General features: G+C 68.2%; 17 protein-coding genes. 9 read left to right on the top strand and 8 right to left on the bottom strand.

All coding sequences use genetic code 11. The annotated features are described in order from the left end of the window. Positions 1 to 21: 21 nt before the first annotated feature. Genes OXR08_RS03795 through rpmF form a run of 3 tightly spaced genes read right to left on the bottom strand, consistent with a single transcriptional unit; the run spans position 22 to position 2,227 of the window. Positions 22 to 990, bottom strand: coding sequence for a beta-ketoacyl-ACP synthase III (locus OXR08_RS03795; protein WP_267347778.1), 969 nt, complete (start codon positions 988 to 990; stop codon positions 22 to 24). Beyond that, positions 987 to 2,015: a phosphate acyltransferase PlsX gene (plsX, locus tag OXR08_RS03800; RefSeq protein WP_267347780.1), complete on the bottom strand. Its 1,029-nt coding sequence runs from the start codon at positions 2,013 to 2,015 to the stop codon at positions 987 to 989. Before plsX ends, OXR08_RS03795 begins: the two co-directional genes overlap by 4 nt. A 32-nt stretch (positions 2,016 to 2,047) precedes the next feature. Next, positions 2,048 to 2,227, bottom strand: a complete 180-nt coding sequence (gene rpmF, locus OXR08_RS03805; RefSeq protein ID WP_112384151.1) for a 50S ribosomal protein L32 — start codon at positions 2,225 to 2,227, stop codon at positions 2,048 to 2,050. A gap of 223 nt (positions 2,228 to 2,450) precedes the next feature. Here rpmF and OXR08_RS03810 point away from each other — a divergent pair, with 223 nt between their 5' ends. Continuing rightward, entirely contained in the window at positions 2,451 to 4,088 is a 1,638-nt protein-coding gene (locus tag OXR08_RS03810; protein ID WP_267347784.1) for a M28 family metallopeptidase, read from the top strand. A gap of 10 nt (positions 4,089 to 4,098) precedes the next feature. Here OXR08_RS03810 and OXR08_RS03815 read toward each other — a convergent pair whose 3' ends face one another. Next, on the bottom strand, positions 4,099 to 4,761 hold the full coding sequence (locus OXR08_RS03815; RefSeq protein ID WP_267347786.1) for an MBL fold metallo-hydrolase: 663 nt from the start codon (positions 4,759 to 4,761) through the stop codon (positions 4,099 to 4,101). Positions 4,762 to 4,844: 83 nt separating this feature from the next. Between OXR08_RS03815 and pabB the strand changes: the two genes are divergently transcribed. The 4 genes from pabB (at position 4,845) to msrA (ending at position 8,941) form a co-directional block, all read left to right on the top strand. Further along, positions 4,845 to 6,587, top strand: coding sequence for an aminodeoxychorismate synthase component I (gene pabB, locus OXR08_RS03820; RefSeq protein WP_267347788.1), 1,743 nt, complete (start codon positions 4,845 to 4,847; stop codon positions 6,585 to 6,587). Between the two features lie 69 nt (positions 6,588 to 6,656). Next, the gene (locus OXR08_RS03825; RefSeq protein WP_267347856.1) at positions 6,657 to 7,856 is read left to right on the top strand and encodes a pyridoxal phosphate-dependent aminotransferase; all 1,200 of its coding nucleotides are present in this window, start codon (positions 6,657 to 6,659) and stop codon (positions 7,854 to 7,856) included. Between the two features lie 168 nt (positions 7,857 to 8,024). Further along, on the top strand, positions 8,025 to 8,162 hold the full coding sequence (locus OXR08_RS03830; RefSeq protein WP_160146735.1) for a hypothetical protein: 138 nt from the start codon (positions 8,025 to 8,027) through the stop codon (positions 8,160 to 8,162). Between the two features lie 131 nt (positions 8,163 to 8,293). Then, positions 8,294 to 8,941, top strand: coding sequence for a peptide-methionine (S)-S-oxide reductase MsrA (gene msrA / locus OXR08_RS03835; protein ID WP_267347791.1), 648 nt, complete (start codon positions 8,294 to 8,296; stop codon positions 8,939 to 8,941). 196 nt (positions 8,942 to 9,137) lie between these two features. On the opposite strand, the gene pdeM is transcribed toward msrA, so the two are convergent. After that, positions 9,138 to 9,800, bottom strand: coding sequence for a ligase-associated DNA damage response endonuclease PdeM (pdeM, locus tag OXR08_RS03840; RefSeq protein WP_267347858.1), 663 nt, complete (start codon positions 9,798 to 9,800; stop codon positions 9,138 to 9,140). A gap of 162 nt (positions 9,801 to 9,962) precedes the next feature. On the opposite strand from pdeM, the gene OXR08_RS03845 reads away from it, so the two are divergent. Further along, positions 9,963 to 11,888 (top strand): potassium transporter Kup, encoded by a 1,926-nt coding sequence (locus OXR08_RS03845; protein ID WP_267347860.1) that lies wholly within the window; start codon positions 9,963 to 9,965, stop codon positions 11,886 to 11,888. Here the strand turns inward: OXR08_RS03845 and OXR08_RS03850 are convergent. Then, positions 11,885 to 13,285, bottom strand: coding sequence for a M20/M25/M40 family metallo-hydrolase (locus tag OXR08_RS03850; RefSeq protein ID WP_267347793.1), 1,401 nt, complete (start codon positions 13,283 to 13,285; stop codon positions 11,885 to 11,887). The two genes, OXR08_RS03845 and OXR08_RS03850, sit on opposite strands and share 4 nt — an antisense overlap. Beyond that, positions 13,285 to 14,493 carry an LL-diaminopimelate aminotransferase gene (locus OXR08_RS03855; RefSeq protein WP_112384145.1) on the bottom strand — a complete coding sequence of 403 codons (1,209 nt, stop codon included), beginning with the start codon at positions 14,491 to 14,493 and terminating at the stop codon, positions 13,285 to 13,287. The genes OXR08_RS03850 and OXR08_RS03855 overlap by 1 nt, the downstream gene beginning before the upstream one ends. A 115-nt stretch (positions 14,494 to 14,608) precedes the next feature. Between OXR08_RS03855 and phaC the strand changes: the two genes are divergently transcribed. The 3 genes from phaC to clpS all read left to right on the top strand — a co-directional run bounded on the left by phaC (position 14,609) and on the right by clpS (position 17,812). After that, on the top strand, positions 14,609 to 16,375 hold the full coding sequence (gene phaC, locus OXR08_RS03860; protein ID WP_267347796.1) for a class I poly(R)-hydroxyalkanoic acid synthase: 1,767 nt from the start codon (positions 14,609 to 14,611) through the stop codon (positions 16,373 to 16,375). An 81-nt stretch (positions 16,376 to 16,456) separates the two neighbouring features. Continuing rightward, on the top strand, positions 16,457 to 17,281 hold the full coding sequence (locus tag OXR08_RS03865; RefSeq protein WP_267347798.1) for a phasin family protein: 825 nt from the start codon (positions 16,457 to 16,459) through the stop codon (positions 17,279 to 17,281). A 174-nt stretch (positions 17,282 to 17,455) separates the two neighbouring features. Continuing rightward, entirely contained in the window at positions 17,456 to 17,812 is a 357-nt protein-coding gene (clpS, locus tag OXR08_RS03870; RefSeq protein ID WP_112384142.1) for an ATP-dependent Clp protease adapter ClpS, read from the top strand. A gap of 41 nt (positions 17,813 to 17,853) precedes the next feature. Here clpS and OXR08_RS03875 read toward each other — a convergent pair whose 3' ends face one another. Continuing rightward, complete coding sequence (locus OXR08_RS03875) at positions 17,854 to 18,519, bottom strand: Crp/Fnr family transcriptional regulator (RefSeq protein ID WP_346731887.1); 666 nt, start codon at positions 18,517 to 18,519, stop codon at positions 17,854 to 17,856. Positions 18,520 to 18,572: the final 53 nt, after the last annotated feature.

Raw genomic sequence — 18,572 nt, forward strand, 5'->3', positions numbered from 1 at the left:
AATCTACGAATAAAATTTTGTTCAGAAACGAACCACCGCCGCGCCCCAGGTGAAGCCGCCGCCCATCGCCTCCAGCACCACGATGTCGTTTTCCCGCACCCGTCCGTCGCGCACGGCCGTATCCAGAGCCAGCGGCACGGACGCGGCCGAGGTATTGGCATGCTGGTCCACCGTCACCACCACCTTGTCCGGCGACAGGCCCAGCTTGCGTGCGGTCGCGTCCAGGATGCGCGCATTGGCCTGATGCGGCACGACCCAGTCGACATCCGCCGAGGTCAGGCCGGCGAGCCCCAGCGATTCCTCCATCACGGCCGCCAGATTGACGACGGCATGGCGAAACACCTCGCGTCCCTTCATGCGCAGCTTGCCGACCGTGCCCGTGGTCGAGGGGCCGCCATCGACATAGAGCAGGTCGTTATGCCGGCCATCGGCATGCAGCCGGGTCGCCAGGATTCCGCGGCCGCCTTCGGCGTCGCTTTCGCGCGCCTCCAGCACCACCGCCCCCGCGCCGTCGCCGAACAAGACGCAGGTGGTGCGGTCTTCCCAGTCGAGGATGCGGCTGAACGTTTCCGCCCCGATCACCAGGGCGCGGGCATGGACGCCGGTGCGCAGCATCGAGTCGACCACCTGCACCGCGTACAGGAAGCCCGAGCACACCGCCGCCACGTCGAACGCGACGCAATCGCGGATGCCCAGCATCGCCTGCACCTTGGTGGCGGTCGCCGGAAAGGTCTGGTCGGGCGTCGCGGTCGCCAGCACGATCAGGTCGATATCCTGCGCCGACAGTCCGGCCGCCGCGATCGCCGCCTTGGCCGCATCGGCCGCCAGCGTCGCGGTGGTTTCCTCCGGCCCGGCGATGTGGCGGAAGCGGATGCCGGTACGCTCCACGATCCATTCGTCGGAGGTGTCGACTTGCTGCGCCAGCTCGGCGTTGGACACGCGCCGCGTCGGCAGGGCCGATCCGGTGCCGGTGACGAGCGAACGGATCATGCCGCGGCCTCGAAGTTGCGCAGGTCCTCGGCGATGCGCCGGGTCAGGTCGGCGCGCACCATCTTGGCCGCATTGCCGATCGCCGTTGCGACGCCCAGTTCGGTGGCGCCGCCATGGCTTTTCACCACCAGGCCGTTCAGCCCGAGGAAAACCGCACCATTATGGTTGTTGGGGTCCAGATGGTCGCGCAGCAACTGTGTCGCGGGGCGCGAGATCAGGAAACCGATCTTGGATCGCACCGACGAGCGGAAGGCGCGCTTCAACAGGTCCGCGACGAATCGCGCCGTGCCCTCGGCGGTCTTCAGCGCGATATTGCCGGCAAAGCCGTCGCACACGATGACGTCCACCTCGCCGCGCGAGATGTGGTTGCCCTCGACAAAGCCGGCAAAGGTCAGCGGCAGATGCGTGTCGCCGCGCAACTGCGCCGCCGCCTCGCGAATCTCGTCGGTGCCCTTCTGGTCCTCGCTGCCGATGTTCAGCAGCGCGACGCGCGGCGAGGACAGGTCCAGGATGGTCCGGGCATAGGCCGCGCCCATCACCGCGAACTGCACCAGATTGCGGGCATCGCATTCGGTGTTGGCGCCGAGGTCCAGCATCACCACGTCATTGTCGCCCAGCGTCGGCATCGGCGCGGCGAGCGCCGGCCGGTCGATGCCGGGCAACATGCGCAGCGACAGCTTGGCCATCGCCATCATCGCGCCGGTGTTGCCGGACGAAACCGCCGCGGCGGCGCGCCCCTGCTTCACCAGATCGATGGCGATGCCCATGGAAGTGCGCTTGGCGCGTCGGATCGCCTGGCTCGGCTTCTCGCTCGATCCCACCACCTCGGGGGCGTGGACGATCTCGGACGCCGCGGTCAGGTTCGGATGGGTCTTCAACCCGTCCGCGATCTGGGCCTCGTCGCCGACCAGCAGGAAACGCATGCCTTCGAACTGGCGCCGCGCACGGGCGACGCCAGCCAGCATCACGGCCAGCCCGTCGTCGCCGCCCATTGCGTCGACGGCGATCCAGGCATTATTGGCCATGATTCATCCTTGAACCTCGAGTCGGAGAGGACTTAACCCTCGACCGAGATGACCTCGCGGCCGTTGTAGTGACCGCAGGCGGTGCAAAGATTGTGCGGACGCTTCAGTTCGCCGCAGTTCGGGCACTCCTGGAACGACTCGATCGACAGCGAGTCGTGGCTGCGGCGCATGCCGCGCTTGGAGGGGGAGGTCTTTCTCTTGGGAACGGCCATTGCGGCACCTTATTCGATCAAACATGGGTGAAGGCCCCGCCGTCAGCACCCATTGCGCGCCCGGACAAGATGCCCGACCGCGTGAGCACCCCAGCCGGACGCATCGCGAAGCCCCGCGCCTATAGCGAGATTCGCGCATGTTGCAAGCATATGCGCCCACTGGCAGGACGCTGACCCGGCGTCTTTTCGTCGATCCGCCTGCCCCACGGAGATTTTTGCCCGCATGCCCAAGCCCCTTCTGCTCGCAGCGACGAGCCTGCTGCCCGCCTTCCTGTTGGCCGCCACGACGCCCGCCGACCCGATCTCGCCGCAGCGGTTGTCCGCCGATGTCCGCACCCTGGCCTCCGACGCGTTCGAGGGCCGCGCGCCGGGCACCGCGGGGGAAACGAAGACGATCGACTGGCTGGTCGCGCAGTTCAAGGCGATGGGCCTCGAACCCGGCGGCCCCGGGGGGCAGTGGACGCAACCCGTGCCGCTGATCCGCACCCAATTGGGTGCCGGGCAGATGCGGGTCGCCGCCACGCCGCTGCGTCAGGGGCAGGAGATCTACGTCTCCACCGTCCGCCCGGTCGATCGCGTCGCGATCGCGGACGCGCCGATGGTGTTCGTCGGCTACGGCGTCGATGCCGCGGATCGCGGCTGGAACGACTTCAAGGGCGTCGACCTGAAGGGCAAGGTCGCGGTCTTCCTGGTCAACGATCCCGATTTCGAGGCGAAGCCGGGCGATGATGCGGCGGGCAAGTTCGGCGATCGCCGGATGACCTATTACGGCCGCTGGACCTACAAGTTCGAGGAAGCCGCTCGCCAGGGCGCCATTGCCGCGCTGATCGTCCACGACACGCCCGGTGCCGGCTATGGGTGGGCGACGGTCACCGCCCCGGCCGGGGAGAATTACGATATCGTGCGCAGCGATCCCGCGAGTCGCGTGCTGCTCCAGGGCTGGCTCGAGGGCACCGCCGCGACCCGTCTGTTCCAGGCCGCCGGCCTCGACCTGGCGCAGCAGCGCGTGGCGGCGCGTCGTGCCGATTTCCGCCCGGTCGAACTGAAGGGCCAGCGCTTCACCGCCGACATCCCCGTCCGCGTCGAGCGGGCGGAAAGCCGCAATGTCCTCGCCCGGTGGCCGGGCAAGGCGCATGGCGACGAGGTGGTGATGTTCGGCGCCCACTGGGACGCCTATGGGCGCGGCGCCCCCGATGCCGAGGGGCGCACCATCCGTCCCGGCGCCAACGACGATGCGCTCGGCACCGCCGGCGTGCTGGAACTCGCCCGTGCCTTTGCCAAGGGGCCCAAGCTCGACCGCAGCCTCGTTTTCGCGCTGTGGACGGGTGAGGAGCGCGGACTGCTCGGCTCCGAAACCTATGCCGTCCACCCGGTCTATCCGGTCGCCAAGACGGTCGCCAACCTGACGCTGGACATTCTCCAGACCGCCGGGCCCGCGCGCGACGTGATGCTGGTCGGCGACGGGCAGAACGATCTGGAGGACCGCCTGCGCACCGCCGCCGCCGCGCAGGGCCGCACCGTCACGCCCGAGGCGCTGCCCGAACGCGGCCTGTTCTACCGCGCCGACCATTTCTCGCTCGCCCGGCGCGGCGTGCCGACGCTGCTGCTGATGGCGATCAGCGGCGCGCCCGATCTGGTGCAGGGCGGCCGCCCTGCGGGTCAGGCATGGCTGGACGGCTATATGCGCTGCTACCACCAGACCTGCGATGCCTGGGACGCGAAATGGGACCTGACCGGCGCTGCGGCCGATGTTGCGCTGTTCCACCGCATCGGCCGCGATCTGGGCACCAGCCGCGCCTGGCCGGAATGGCGCGCCGGCTCCGAGTTCAAGGCGATTCGCGGCCGGTCGCGCCAGCCCTGATCCCCGGCGCTTAACCGGCGCCCAGCACCCGGTCCCCGACGAAGGGATTGGACGCGCGCTCGTGCGCAAAGGTGCTGGGCGCCCCGTGCCCCGGAATGAATGCGGTTGCGTCGCCGAGCGGCCAGAGCTTGGTCACGATCGAGCGGACCAGCTGGTCATGATCGCCGCCCGGCATGTCCGACCGGCCCACCGATCCCTGGAACAGCACGTCGCCGACCAGCGCGAAGTCCGATGCCGGGTGATGGAAGATCACATGCCCCTGGGTGTGCCCCGGCGTCTCGTACACGTCGAGCACCAGTTCGCCGATCGTCACCGTGTCGCCCTCGACCAGCCAGCGCGACGGCTCCACCACCTGTGCGGGAATGCCGTAAGCCTGCCCGTCCTCGTCCAGCCGCGCCAGCCAGAAGCGGTCCGCCTCGTGCGGCCCCTCCACCGACACACCCAGTTCGTCCGCCAGTGCCTTGGCACCGCCGGCATGATCGATATGGCCGTGCGTCAGCAGGATCTTTTCCACGCTCACGCCGGCGCGGGCGATCGCGTCGCGGATGCGCGGCAGGTCGCCGCCGGGATCGACCACCGCGGCCTTCATCGTGGCCGTACACCAGACGATCGAGCAGTTCTGCTGAAGCGGGGTGACCGGCACGATCGCCGCGCGCAAAGGGGGGTTCGTCATGCCTCCGCAGATAGGCCGCCCGGCGCCGTGCAGCAATCGGTGCTTGCCTCCATGTGCATCGGCTGTGCATGGGTTGGGGTGCGATGACCCTGGCCCATGCGCCCTTCGTGCTTCTCGACGACGCCCGGCCCGGTGGTGCGCCCGCGCGCCTTTATGCCGATCCCGTCCGCATCCTGGCCGCGCACGACCCCGCCGACATCCCCGCGCTGCTGGCGGCGCTCCGCGAGGCGGGCGCGCAAGGGCTGCACGCCGCGGGCTTCCTCTCCTACGAAGCGGCCCCCGCGTTCGAGGCCCGCATCGCCCCGCGCCCCGCGCCCCAGCCGCTCGCCTGGTTCGGCCTGTTCGCCGACGCCCGCCCGGTCGAGGATGTCGCCGCCCTCCTGCCCGACCCCGCCGGCGCCTGGATCGGTGCGCCGGTTCCCGAGATCGACGCCGCCGCCTATGCCGAACGCTTCGGCGATGTGCAGGCGCTGATCCGCGCCGGCGACCTGTATCAGGCCAATCTCAGCTTTCGCGCGGTCGCGCCGATCGCCGGCGATCCGCTCGCCCTTTATGCCGGCTTGCGTGCCCGCGCGCGTGCCGGCTGGGGGGCGGTGGTCCATACCGGCGACACCGTGCTCCTGTCGCTCTCGCCCGAACTGTTCTTCGCGCGCGACGGCCGGCGCCTCACCTGCCGCCCGATGAAGGGCACCGCGCGCGTCGTCGACGATCCCGCCGCCGACCGTGCCGCCGCCGACGCCCTTGCCGCCGATCCCAAGCAGCGGGCCGAAAACCTGATGATCGTCGACCTGATGCGCAACGACCTGTCGCGCGTCGCGGTGCCGGGCAGCGTTTCCGTCCCCGACCTGTTCACCGTCGAGCGGTATCCGACCGTCCACCAGATGGTCTCCACCGTCACCGCCGAACTGGCCCCCGGTCGCGATACGCTGGACGTGCTGGCCGCGCTGTTCCCCTGCGGATCGATCACCGGCGCGCCCAAGATCCGCGCGATGCAGGCGATCGGCGAGATGGAGGCAAGCCCGCGCGGCGCCTATACCGGCGCGATCGGCCATGTCGCACCGGATGGCGACGCCGCGTTCAGCGTGGCGATCCGCACGCTGGTGCTGAACGGCGACCGGGCGACGATCGGCCTCGGCTCGGGCGTCGTTGCCGATTCGGATGTCGTGGCGGAATGGGACGAATGCCTCGCCAAGGCCGCCTTCCTCCGCCCCGCCCATCCGCCCTTCGACCTGATCGAGACCATGGCCTTCGATCCCATGGAAGGGCTGCTCCATCTCGAACGCCATCTGTCACGAATGAAGGCCAGCGCCACCGCACTCGGCTTCGCCTTCGACCGTCACGATGCCCGCAACGAGCTTCAGGCCGCCACCTTCCGCCTGCGCGCCCCCTCGCGCGTCCGCCTGCTGCTCGCCGCCTCCGGCGCCATCGCGATCGAATGCAGCGCGCTCCCGCCTCCGCTGCTCCAGCCGCTGCGCGCGGCGGTCGTGCCGCTGCCCGTCGCCCCCGGCGATCTGCGCCTCCGCCACAAGACCACGGACCGCGCCTTTTACGACGCAGCCCGCATCGCCGCAGGCACCGACGAGGTGATCTTCGAGGCCCCCGACGGGTCGCTCACCGAAGGCAGCTTCACCTCGCTGTTCGTGGAGCAGGGCGGCCGTCTCGTCACCCCGCCGCTCGCCGCCGGGCTGCTCCCCGGCATCCTGCGCGCCGAACTGGTCGACAGCGGCCGCGCGGTCGAGGGGCGGCTGACGCGCAACGATATTGCGCAGGGGGCCTGGCTCGGCAACGCCCTGCGCGGTTTGATGCGGGCAACGGTTGCGGATTGATCCGCGTTGGCGCTATGGCGCCCCCGCCTTTCTGGCCCGCCTCCATTCGATAGGGGAACACCCGTGTCCATGCAGCCTTCCGACGCGCTCGGCCGTATCAGCCCTTCTCCCACGCTCGCGATCACCTCGCGCGTGTTCGAGCTGAAGCGCGCAGGCGTGGACGTGATCGGGCTGGGCGCGGGCGAGCCGGATTTCGATACCCCCGAATTCGTCAAGGAAGCCGCGATCCAGGCGATTCGCGACGGCAAGACCAAATACACCAATGTCGACGGCACGCCCGAGCTGAAGGCGGCGATCGCCGCCAAGTTCGCACGCGACAACGCGCTGACCTACACCCCCGACCAGATCACGGTGAACGTCGGCGGCAAGCACACGCTGTTCAACGCCATCGTCGCCACGGTCAATCCGGGTGACGAGGTCGTCATCCCCGCCCCCTATTGGGTCAGCTACCCGGATGTCGTGCAGTTCGCCGGCGGCAAGCCGGTGATCGTCGCCGCCGGCCCGGAACAGCAGTACAAGCTGACGCCCGAGGCGCTCGACGCCGCGATCACCCCGCGGACCAAGTGGGTCATCCTCAACTCGCCGTCCAACCCGACCGGCGCCGGCTACACCGCCGACGAGTTGAAGGCGCTGGGCGCCGTCATCGCGCGCCACCCGCATGTCTGGGTCTTCGCCGACGATATGTACGAGCATATCGTGTATGACGGCTTCCGCTTCGCCACCATCGCGCAGGTCTGCCCCGAGCTGTACGAGCGCACGCTGACCGTCAACGGCTGTTCCAAGGCCTATGCGATGACCGGCTGGCGCATTGGTTTCGCCGCAGGCGCGCCCTGGCTGATCAAGGCGATCGCCAAGCTTCAGTCGCAATCGACCAGCAACCCCTGCTCGATCGCGCAGGCCGCGGCCACCGCGGCGCTGACCGGCGACCAGTCCTTCCTTCAGGAGCGCAACGCCGCCTTCCAGGTGCGCCGCGACCTCGTGGTCGGCATGCTGAACGAGATCGAGGGCATGACCTGCCCGACGCCGGAAGGCGCCTTCTACGTTTATCCGTCCTTCGCGCCGCTGATCGGCCGGACCACGCCCTCTGGCAAGCGCATCGACAATGACGAGGCGTTCGTCGGCTATCTGCTCGACGATGCCAAGGTCGCGGCGGTGCAGGGAGCCGCCTTCGGCCTCTCGCCCGCGATGCGGATCAGCTATGCGACGTCGGACGCCCTGCTCCGCGAAGCGTGCACCCGCATCCAGGACGCCTGCGCGGCGCTGCGCTGACGGCGTAACGCTCGTCCGACATCCTAACCGTGACATTAACGGCACAGCCACGTGCCGTTAATGCTGTGTTTCTATAAACGATATTGCGAGCGTCGCCGGATCATCCCATCTGGCGGCCGAAAGACTGGCTGTTTCCAAGGGGATCAGCCCAAGAATCAAGGGTGATCCATGCGCAGCCTCATCAAGTCCAGCTTCCTTTGGCAGTTCGCCGGCGGTTTCGTGCTGGGGGCGATCAGTCTGGCGGCATTCCACACGGCAGAGGCGGTCAACGCACCCACGCGTGCACCGGTCGAGGCGATCCGCTAACATCGACCCCGCCTGCCCGGCGCGGCAGGCAAAACCCCGCCGACATGATCGCGCGGGGGGCGTCCCTGGTGGAAAAGCACGCTACGGGACGAACGCTTGGCGCATCCGGTGCCATTCCCCATCTTTCCGGCATGATCCGCATGCTTCTGATCGCCGCTGCCCCGCTGGCGCTCCTCGCCCTCCCGGCCGGAATCGCCCGCAGCGAGCATGTCGTGCCGCTGCCGCAACCGACGCTGGACGTAGCGCCAACCCCCGCCTCCCAGACCGCGGTGTTCGCCGGCGGCTGCTTCTGGGGTGTGGAGGCGGTGTTCCGCCAGTTGAAGGGCGTGCGCACCGTGACCGCGGGCTATGCCGGCGGCACCGCGGCCGATGCCAGCTATGCGAAGGTCTCCACCGAGCGCACCGGTCATGCCGAGGCGGTGCGGATCACCTATGATCCCGCGCAGGTCCGCTACGGAACCTTGCTGCGCGTCTTCTTCGCCATCGCGCACGACCCGACCCAGGTCGGCGGCCAGGGTCCCGATCGCGGTCCCAGCTACCGTTCCGCCATCTTCCCGCAAAGCCCGGACCAGATGCGCGTCGCCCGCGCCTACATGGCGCAAATCGCGCCCGCCTTTCGCAAACCGCTGACCACGCGCATCGAACAGGGCCGCTTCTTCCCCGCCGAGCCCTATCACCAGCGATTCTTCGACCGGAACCCGACGCACCCCTATATCGTCGCCTGGGACAAACCCAAGGTCGCCGCCCTGCGTACCGGCTTGCCTATGCTTGTGCGATAGCAGCCATCCCACCCCATCCCGTTCGTCTCGAGTAACCGTCGAGTAGCGGCACAGCCGCGTACCGAGACGGTGTATCGAGAGACAGGTTGAAGCGCGGAGCCATGCCCCGATACAAGCCGGGGATACGCCCGCACCGGGCTACGTGATCTTCCCCCGGCCCAAACGGATAGGGGTCAGCGCCGACACGGACCGCCCCTCAGGCGGCAACCGGAAAGCGCAGCAACCGGTCCTCCACTGGCACCAGCGCCTGCGCAGCCCCGCCCACCGCCTGCCGGATCGCCGGATGCGTCACGTCCAGCCCCCCGGTCAGCGCGCCGAACGCCGGCAGGATCAGCTTCGTCCCCGTTGCGACGTAACAGCGTCGCGCCACGCTGCGCCCCCGCACCCGCAATCGCAGCTTGGGGTGGAAATGGCCCGACATTTCCGGCCGCGACTCGGCCGCCGCCGCCTCGTGGCGCAGCACCACGCCGTCCACCACCATCTCGTCCGCCACCTCGCCGCCACACCGGTCCAGGATCGCGGGATCGTGATTGCCGGTGATCCACGTCCAGGCGAGATTGCCGGTCAGGCTGCGCAACAGGCTTTGCGCATCGTCCGGCAGGCGGTCGCAACCGCCGACATCGTGGAAACTGTCGCCCAGGCACCACATCTCGCGCGCCGCCGTGCGCTCGACCAGCGCGGTCAGCGCGGATAGCGTCGCCAGCGAATCATAGGGCGGCAGCATCTGGCCGCGTGCCGCATACCAGCTGCCCTTTTCCAGATGCAGGTCGGCGACTAGCAGCGCGCCGCGCGCCGGCCAGTAAAGCGCACCCTCGGCCGTCGCCTGAAATGCATGTCCGCCGAACGAAAGGGGAACCATGCCACCGCCCTGCCCGCCATGCGCGGACAAATCAAGCATGATGCCGCAGTTGCGAAACAACTTGCGTTGGTTTGCAACGGGCGTAAAGCGCCCCGTCCTTTCGACAGGGGGGTGCAAGTGGCCATCACGGCAGACGCGACCGGCGCGACATCAGGGCGGCACGTGTCGCCCGTCATCGAACGCAGCGGCGACGGCCACCACCGCCCGGCGCTGGCCGCGCTCACCATCGGTGCGCTCGGCGTCGTCTTCGGCGATATCGGCACCAGCCCGCTCTACGCCTTTCGCGAGGCGCTGGCCCAGTCGGCCGCCGACGGCATCGACCCCAGCGAGATCCTGGGCGTGCTCAGCCTCGCGCTCTGGACGCTCATCCTGGTCGTCTCGGTCAAATATGTCACCTTCCTGATGCGCGCCGACAATCAGGGAGAGGGCGGCGTTCTGGCGCTTGCCGCGCTCGCCCGCCGCGCGCTCGGCATCCGCTCGCGCATCGCGCTGGTGCTGGGGGCGACCGGCGCCTCGCTCTTCTACGGCGATGCGATCCTGACCCCCGCTTTGTCGGTCCTGTCCGCGATGGAGGGGCTGCGCACCATTCCCGGCGCCGCCGCGATGTTCGACGAGGGCACCATCCGCCTGTGCACCATCGCGATCCTGATCGCGCTGTTCCTGATCCAGTCGCGCGGCACCGCACAGGTATCGCGCCTCTTCGGCCCGGTCTGCATCCTGTGGTTCCTCGCCATCGGCGGGCTGGGGCTGTCGCATATCGCCGACGAACCTTCGATCTTCCGCGTCATCTGGCCCGGCTACGGCATCGCCTTTCTCGCCACCCACGGCGTCACCGGGCTGTTCGTGCTGGGCGCGGTCTTCCTGACGGTCACAGGGGCGGAGGCGCTGACCGCCGACATGGGGCATTTCGGCAAGCTGCCGATCCGGCTCGGCTGGTTCCTGCTCGCCTTCCCTGCGCTGACCCTCAACTATCTCGGCCAGGGCGCCTTCGCGCTCGCCGCGCTGGAGCGGGCCCGGATCGACGGCACCGCCTTCACCAATCAGGACTGGTTCTTCCTGATGGCGCCCGAATCCTTGCGCGCGCCGCTCGTCATCCTGGCCGGCATGGCAACCGTGATCGCGGCGCAGGCGGTCATCACCGGCGCCTTTTCGCTCACCCAGCAGGCGATCCAGCTCGGCTTCCTGCCGCGCCTGCGCATCCGCCAGACCTCGGCCGCGTTCCAAGGCCAGATCTACCTGCCCGCCATCAACTGGCTGCTGCTTGCCGGCGTGCTGATCCTGGTGGTGCAGTTCAAGACATCGTCCGCGATGGCCGCGGCTTACGGCATCGCGGTGACCGGCACGATGGTGGTCACCACCTGCCTTGCCTATCTGGTCGTCCGCCACCGCTGGAACTGGTCGCGCGGGCTGGCGCTGACCGCGATCCTGCCCTTTCTCGCGCTCGACCTGATCTTTTTCGGCGCCAACATCCTGCGCGTGATCGAAGGGGGCTGGGTGCCGCTGCTGGTCGGTGCCGGCGTCGGCCTCGTCATCTACACCTGGGTGCGCGGACGCGGCATCGTTGCCGCCTTTGAACGTCGCCAGTCCATCCCCCTCGCCGACCTTGCCGCCGCGCTCGCCAAACGGCCCCCCGAACGCGTCCCCGGCACCGCCGTCTTCCTCACCGCCAACGTCGCCGCCGCCCCCGGCGCGCTCCTCCACAACCTCAAGCACAACAAGGTCTTGCACGCCCGCAACCTGATCGCCACCGTCCGCACCGCCGACCGCCCCGTCGTCCCCCCCTCCGAACGCGTCCGCGAGGAACGACTGGACGACAATTTCTCCACCGTCACCCTCACCTACGGCTTCATGGAATCGCCCGACGTGCCGCAGGATTTGGGCATCGAAACGCGCGCGCTCGGCCTCGACCCTATGAAGACCAGCTTCTTCATCGGCCGCAACACGCTGAAGCCGGAGGCGGAGAAGGGCATGCCCCCCTGGCAGGACCGGCTGTTCATGTTCCTGCAGCGCAACGCCGCCGACCCCACCGAATTCTTGCGCATTCCGCCCGGCAAGGTGCTGGAACTGGGCGAACAGGTCACCGTCTAGCGCACACCCGCATAGACCTTCACCAGGTCGAACAGATAATCGCGCCCCGCATACAGGGCCTTTACCCGGATCCGCTCGTCGCGGCCGTGGATGCCCGACATGTCGCCGTCGATCAGCATCCCCGGCACGCCGTATACGGGGATGCCGATCGCCTGGAAGAAGATGCCGTCCGTCGCTCCGGCCGACATCATCGGCACGACCGGCACACCCGGAAAATGCCGCTTCGCCACCTGCGTCATCGGCGCCAGGATGGCAGGGTCCGGCGCCAGCGGCACCGCGGTGGGGCGGATCGGCTGGTTCGCGGTCACCACCACTTCGGGCCCCGCAAGGCCGCGCAGCGTGTCCAGCACCCCCTCCACCGTCTCGCCCGGAAACAGTCGACAGTTGATGTTCGCGGTCGCCCGCTGCGGCAGCGCATTCTCGGCATGTCCCGCGCTCAACAAGGTCGGCACGCAGGTGGTGCGCAAGGCCGCCTGCAACGTCTTGTCGCGGCTGACGATGGCATCGGCCTCGGCGTCGCCCGCATCGGCGAGCAGCCGCCTGATCGCCTCCCCCATCTCCGCCCCTGCCCGCTGCGCCATCGCCGCGAAGAACGCCCGCGTCGTCGCCGTAAACGACACCGGGAAGCGATGCTCGCGAATCGCCTGCACCGCCCCCACCAACGCGTAGATCGCATTGTCCCCCGTCGGCTGTGCGCTATGCCCGCCGGAATGAGTTGCGGTCAGCGTGTAATTCTGCGCGGCCTTCTCACCGACCTGCACCGCCAGCATATCGGGCCGGCCGTTCGCGCCGTAGCGCCCGCCCCCGCCCTCGTTCAGTGCGAACCCCGCCGCGATGAGGTCGGGCCGCGTTCTGGTCAGCCACTCCGCGCCGTTGAAGGCGAACGTCGTTTCCTCGCCACAGGTCAGCGCCAGTTTCACCGTGCGGCGCGGCGTCAGCGGCCGCAGCCGGATCATCGTATCCGCCCAGACCGCAACCTGCGCCTTGTCGTCGAACGTGCCGCGGCCATAGAAATAGCCGTCTTCCTCGACCAGCGTGAACGGATCGCGCGTCCAGTCCGCCCGCCTGGCCTCCACCACGTCGAGATGCCCGAGCAGCAACACCGCCGGCAACGCCGGATCGCTGCCCGGCAGCACCGCCACCACCCCGCCCTCGCGCGCGTGATCGGGCGGCGCGAAGGTCACCACCCCATCGCCCGGAAACCCGGCCGCCCGCAACCGCGCCGCGATCTGCCCGGCCGCGCGCGTGCAGCTACCCGCCGACAGGGTTGTGTCGGTTTCGACCAGTTCCTTGTAAAGCTCCAGGAACGCCCGCTGATCGGGCCCGTTCTGCGCAGCGGCGGCGCTGGCGGACAGGGCGCAGATCGCCGCCGCCGCCAACGCCCGCCACCGGTGCATCAGCCCGCCTTGGCGCCCGGCGTATTGACCCCCATGGATTGCAGATAGCGCTTCACGTTGCGCGCCGCCTGCCGCAGGCGCTGCTCGTTCTCGACCATGGCGATCCGCACATAGCCCTCGCCATTCTCGCCATATCCGACGCCCGGCGCCACCGCGACCTTGGCCTCGGTCAGCAACTGCTTGGAAAATTCCAGGCTGCCGAGATGGGCAAGCGCCGGCGGCAACGGCGCCCAGGCGAACATCGACGCGCGCGGCGATGGGATATCCCATCCCGACCGGGCGAAGCTTTCCACCAGCACGTCGCGGCGCTTGTGATAAAGCTGTCGGTTCTTCTCGACGATGTCCTGCGGGCCGTTCAGCGCGGCGCAGGCGGCGGCCTGGATCGGCGTGAACGCGCCGTAATCCAGATAGGATTTCACGCGCGTCATCGCCGCGATCAGCTTGCGGTTGCCCACCGCGAAGCCGATGCGCCACCCGGCCATGCTGTACGTCTTGGACAGCGAGGTGAACTCTACCGCCACGTCCTTGCCGCCCTTCACCTGCAGGATCGACGGCGTTGGATTGCCGTCATAATAGAGCTCGGAATAGGCCAGGTCGCTCAGGATCCACAGCCCCTGGTCCTTCGCGAACGCCACCAGCCGCTCGTAGAACGCCAAGTCCACCGTCTCCGCGGTCGGGTTGGACGGGTAGTTGACCACCAGCACCGACGGCCGCGGGATGGTGAACTCCATCGCCCGCTTCAGGCTCTCGAAATAGGCCTCGTCCGGCGTCGTCGGCACCGCACGGATCGTCGCACCCGCGATGATGAAGCCGAAGGTATGGATCGGATAGGACGGATTGGGCGCCAGGATCACGTCGCCCGGCGCGGTGATCGCCGTGGCGAGACTCGCGAGCCCCTCCTTCGACCCCATCGTCACCACGACTTCCGTCTCGGGATCGAGGTCGACGCCGAATCGCCGGCCGTAATAATTGGCCTGTGCCCGGCGCAGTCCGGGAATGCCCTTGGACTGCGAATAGCCATGCGCGTCGGGCTTGCTCGTCACCTCGATCAGCTTGTCCAGCACATGCTGCGGCGGCGGCAGGTCGGGATTGCCCATGCCCAGATCGATGATGTCCTCGCCGCGCGCGCGCGCCGCGGCCCGCATCGCGTTGACTTCGGCGATGACATAGGGCGGCAGCCGGCGGATGCGGTAGAACTCTTCGGACATGGTATCCTCTTTGTTGGGAACTCACCCCCCATAGCCGCTTTCCTCTCCCGACGCGACCGGACATGACGGCGCAACATCATTGCGGTATCATGCACGCCAGCAACCAGAGGATGCCATGGCCCAGACCGACGACGCGCACGACCCCCGGCCCGCCGGTGGAGGCGCCACGCCCGCCATCCCGACGCTGGAGGAGTTGCAGCACTGGACCTGGGTGATGGGGCGTGCGCAGCAGATGATGATGGAGCAGGGGATCGCGGCGATGAAACAGCCGGCGGAGGGTGTGCCGGCGATGCCGGTCGTCCCCGGCTTCAACGATCCTGCCACCATCGAGCGGGCGCGCGATTTCTGGTCGGAAAGCATGGACTTGTGGCGCCGCTTCCTTGATCCTTCCGCCGCGGCACCCGCCCCTGCGGCCAAGCCCGACAAGCGGTTCAAGGCGCCGGGATGGCAGTCGCCGATGTTTGACCTGATCCGGCAAAGCTATGCGCTGGTCGGCGATCACATGTTGCGCGGTGTCGACGCGCTGGAGGGGGTCGAGCCGCGTCAGAAGGACCAACTCCGCTTCGCCACCCGCGCCTTTGTTGACGCGATGAGCCCGACCAACTTTCCCGCCACCAATCCGGAGGTGATCGAGAAAACGATCGAGACCAAGGGCGAGAATCTGCTGAAAGGCTTGCAGAACATGCTCGCCGATATCGGCCGCGGGCAATTGACCCACACCCAGGCCGACGCGTTCCAGATCGGCCGCGACATCGCCGCCACGCCGGGTCAGGTGGTGTTGCGCACCCCGCTCTACGAACTCATCCAGTATCAGCCGACGACCGAAACGGTTGCGACCACGCCGATCGTGATCTTTCCGCCCTGGATCAACCGCTTCTACATTCTCGACCTGTCGCCGGAAAAAAGCCTGATCCGCTGGGCGCTCGACCAGGGCTTCACCGTGTTCATGGTGTCGTGGAAGTCCGCCGATGCCACCATGGCGGATATCGCATGGGACGATTACGTCGCCGCGCAGGTGGAGGCGATCGACACGATTCGCGATCTGCTGGACGTGCCCGCGGTACACAGCGTCGGCTATTGCGTCGCGGGCACTACGCTGGCCGCGACGCTGGCATGGCTCGCCGCGCGGGGCGAGGCGGACAAGGTCGCCAGCGCCACCTTCTTCACCGCCCAGGTCGATTTCTCGAAGGCGGGCGACCTCCTGCATTTCGTCGATGACGAGCAACTGGCGCTGATCGGCACGCTGTCGCCAGAGGGGTTCCTCGACGGGCGCTATCTGGCCGCGACCTTCAACCTGTTGCGCGGGCGCGACCTGATCTGGAACTACGTCACCAACAACTATCTGCTGGGCAAGGATTATGTGCCGTTCGACCTGCTCCACTGGAACGGCGACGTCACCAACCTGCCCGCCAAATGGCACCTCAGCTACCTGACCGACCTGTACCGCGACAATCTGCTGGTGCAGCCCGGCGCGCTGTCGATCGCCGGCGTCCCCCTCGATCTGCGCCGCGTCGCCACCCCCGCCTATGTGCAGGCCGGCCGCGAGGATCATATCGCCCCGCCGGAGAGCGTGTGGAAGCTCACCGAGCTTTTCCAGGGGCCGCTTCGCTTCGTCCTTGCCGGCTCCGGGCACATCGCCGGCGTGGTCAATCCGCCGGCGGCGGGCAAATACCAGTATTGGACCAACGACACGCCCGCCGAGTCGCTCGACGCCTTCGTCGCATCCGCGACCGAGACCAAGGGGAGCTGGTGGCCGGATTGGGCGACATGGCTACGCCATCAGGATGACGCGACGACGCCAGCGAAAGATGCCAGGATCCCTGGCAACGGCAAACTGCCCGCACTGGAGGCTGCACCCGGCAGCTACGTGCGCACCCGCTAATCTATGTTGCAGTGCACAATAAGCCTTGATTCAGGTCAAATCACTGCTTATTGTGCATCGCAGCGAAATTAGGGGAGTGTTATGTCTATCGACAAGACGAATACGCCCGCGGCTGCGAAGCAGTCCGGCACGAGCCGCAAGCCGCGGCGTGACGTGAAATCCAGGGCCGCGACGCCGTTGCCCGGCCTGCCCGCGATTCAGGACGCGGCGGCGCCCTCCCCCGCAGCGGCGGTAAAGGCCCTGGTCGCAGACACGGTCGCCCCGGCGGCGGTCGCCACGCCACTCCCCGTCGAACCGGTCGAGACGCCCGCGCCCGCCGCGGCGGCTCCCGCCCCGACGCCCCCGATCCCTGTCGTTTCCGCAACCACGGAAACCGACACCTCGTCCGATCCGATTACCAGCGAGCCGGACCAACCGACTCCCCCGACCGCCGCGGTTCCGGCGGACATCGAAGCCAAGGAAGTTGTGATGGAAGCGACGATCGAAAACGCCACGAACAAGACCCAGGCCATGTTCGGCGAGGCCTCCACCCGTACCCAGGCGGCCATGGACAAGAGCGCCCGGATGCTCGAGGACGCCGCCGCCTTCAACAAGGACAATCTGGAAGCGCTGGTCGAATCGTCGCGCATCGCCGCGCGCGGGTTCGAACATCTCGGCCAGGGCGCGGCCGACTATGCCAAGCGCAGCTTCGAGAGCACGACCCAGGCGTGGAAGACGCTCGCCAGCGCCAAGTCGCCGACCGAGTTCATGAAGCTCCAGTCGGACTATGCCCGCACCAGCTTCGACACGCTGGTCGCCGAGACGTCGAAGTCGACCGAGACGATGCTGAAGCTGGCCGGTGAGATCGCCCAGCCGCTCAGCAACCGCTTCGCGGTCGCCGCCGAGAAGATGAAGATCAGCGCCTGACGCGGATCGCCCGGGGCCGGCTCCCGGGCAAAGGGGCGGTCGTCCAACCGGACGGCCGCCCTTTTCTTTGCGCCCGACGAGCCGGGAATCGTCCTCCGCGCAGGTTCAGCCCCTTGTGCCTGCCCCCGCGCATGCCATATTTTCAATCCTGTCATGCAGCGGCTTACAACAACCATGGCTGATCGCCGAGATGGCGACGGCACCGACGACGACGGCAATGGTGGCTCCGGGGGCGGCTCCGGGCTCGGTGTCGCCACGCGCACGCGCACCCGCACCAAACAGCCGACGCCCTACCGCGTCCTGATGCTCAACGACGACTATACGCCGATGGAATTCGTCGTGCTGTGTCTCCAGCGCTTCTTCCGCATGAACATGGAGGAAGCGACCCGCGTCATGCTCCACGTTCATCAGCGCGGCGTGGGCGTGTGCGGCGTCTTTTCCTACGAGGTGGCCGAAACCAAGGTCGGCCAGGTGATCGACTTCGCCCGCGCCAACCAGCATCCGCTGCAATGCACGCTGGAAAAGGCCTGACCTGATACCCCCGCCCTCCCGGCGGGGTCAGGATCGGCCGCTCACCGCCCCGGCGGCAGCCATCCCAGATCGAGCTTGTTGTAGCGATCGACATAATTGGTCTCGCGCGCCAACGCCGCCTCGTCGCGGATCACCACGCGCCCCGATTCGCGCGCGATCAAGCCGTCTTCCTCCAACTGCCGCAGCATCCGGTTGACGTGCACCGCGGTCAGCCCGGTGGCATCGCCGATCTCCTCCTGCGTCAGGCGCAAGGGGAAGATCGCATCGATATCCATGTCGGCGCGCCGCATCCGGTTGCGCAGGTCGAGCAGCAGCGTCGCGACCCGCGCGCGCGCCGAGGTCCGCCCCAGCCCCGCCATCCGGTCCGTCGCCGCCACCCGCTCGATCTGGTTCAACACCAGGAGCAGGCATAACAGGCGCGGATGCTCCTCCGACAGCCGCGCGATCGTCGACCGGTCGATCACCGACAGCACCGCCGTCGACAGGGCCACCACCGTATCCGGCGACCCGCGATACACCAGCGCCGACAGCGCGAAGATGTCGCCCGGAAACAGGAAGCGCACGATCTGCCGGCTGCCGTCGTCCAGGAGGACATAGGCCATCATCATGCCCTCCCGCACGACGAACAGTTCGTCCATCCGGTCATGCTCGCGCAGCAACACCGCGCCCCGCGACACGGTGCGCGTCCGCTCTTCGATCTGAATCAAGGTGTTGCGTTCGCCCGGGGTCAATTCGACCATTCGGTGGAAGCGATCGGCGA

Origin of the sequence: Sphingomonas sp. GM_Shp_2, assembly GCF_026540875.1 — a bacterium.
Taxonomy (GTDB): domain Bacteria; phylum Pseudomonadota; class Alphaproteobacteria; order Sphingomonadales; family Sphingomonadaceae; genus Sphingomonas; species Sphingomonas carotinifaciens.

Excerpts from the sequence above, each read along its gene's own strand:
- msrA (WP_267347791.1), top strand. The coding sequence starts at position 8,294 with ATGATCCGCATGCTTCTGATCGCCGCTGCCCCGCTGGCGCTCCTCGCC.
- OXR08_RS03795 (WP_267347778.1), bottom strand. The coding sequence starts at position 990 with ATGATCCGTTCGCTCGTCACCGGCACCGGATCGGCCCTGCCGACGCGG.
- OXR08_RS03830 (WP_160146735.1), top strand. The coding sequence starts at position 8,025 with ATGCGCAGCCTCATCAAGTCCAGCTTCCTTTGGCAGTTCGCCGGCGGT.
- rpmF (WP_112384151.1), bottom strand. The coding sequence starts at position 2,227 with ATGGCCGTTCCCAAGAGAAAGACCTCCCCCTCCAAGCGCGGCATGCGC.
- phaC (WP_267347796.1), top strand. The coding sequence starts at position 14,609 with ATGGCCCAGACCGACGACGCGCACGACCCCCGGCCCGCCGGTGGAGGC.
- pdeM (WP_267347858.1), bottom strand. The coding sequence starts at position 9,800 with ATGGTTCCCCTTTCGTTCGGCGGACATGCATTTCAGGCGACGGCCGAG.
- OXR08_RS03855 (WP_112384145.1), bottom strand. The coding sequence starts at position 14,493 with ATGTCCGAAGAGTTCTACCGCATCCGCCGGCTGCCGCCCTATGTCATC.
- OXR08_RS03825 (WP_267347856.1), top strand. The coding sequence starts at position 6,657 with ATGCAGCCTTCCGACGCGCTCGGCCGTATCAGCCCTTCTCCCACGCTC.
- OXR08_RS03865 (WP_267347798.1), top strand. The coding sequence starts at position 16,457 with ATGTCTATCGACAAGACGAATACGCCCGCGGCTGCGAAGCAGTCCGGC.
- clpS (WP_112384142.1), top strand. The coding sequence starts at position 17,456 with ATGGCTGATCGCCGAGATGGCGACGGCACCGACGACGACGGCAATGGT.
- plsX (WP_267347780.1), bottom strand. The coding sequence starts at position 2,015 with ATGGCCAATAATGCCTGGATCGCCGTCGACGCAATGGGCGGCGACGAC.
- OXR08_RS03810 (WP_267347784.1), top strand. The coding sequence starts at position 2,451 with ATGCCCAAGCCCCTTCTGCTCGCAGCGACGAGCCTGCTGCCCGCCTTC.
- OXR08_RS03850 (WP_267347793.1), bottom strand. The coding sequence starts at position 13,285 with ATGCACCGGTGGCGGGCGTTGGCGGCGGCGGCGATCTGCGCCCTGTCC.
- OXR08_RS03815 (WP_267347786.1), bottom strand. The coding sequence starts at position 4,761 with ATGACGAACCCCCCTTTGCGCGCGGCGATCGTGCCGGTCACCCCGCTT.
- pabB (WP_267347788.1), top strand. The coding sequence starts at position 4,845 with ATGACCCTGGCCCATGCGCCCTTCGTGCTTCTCGACGACGCCCGGCCC.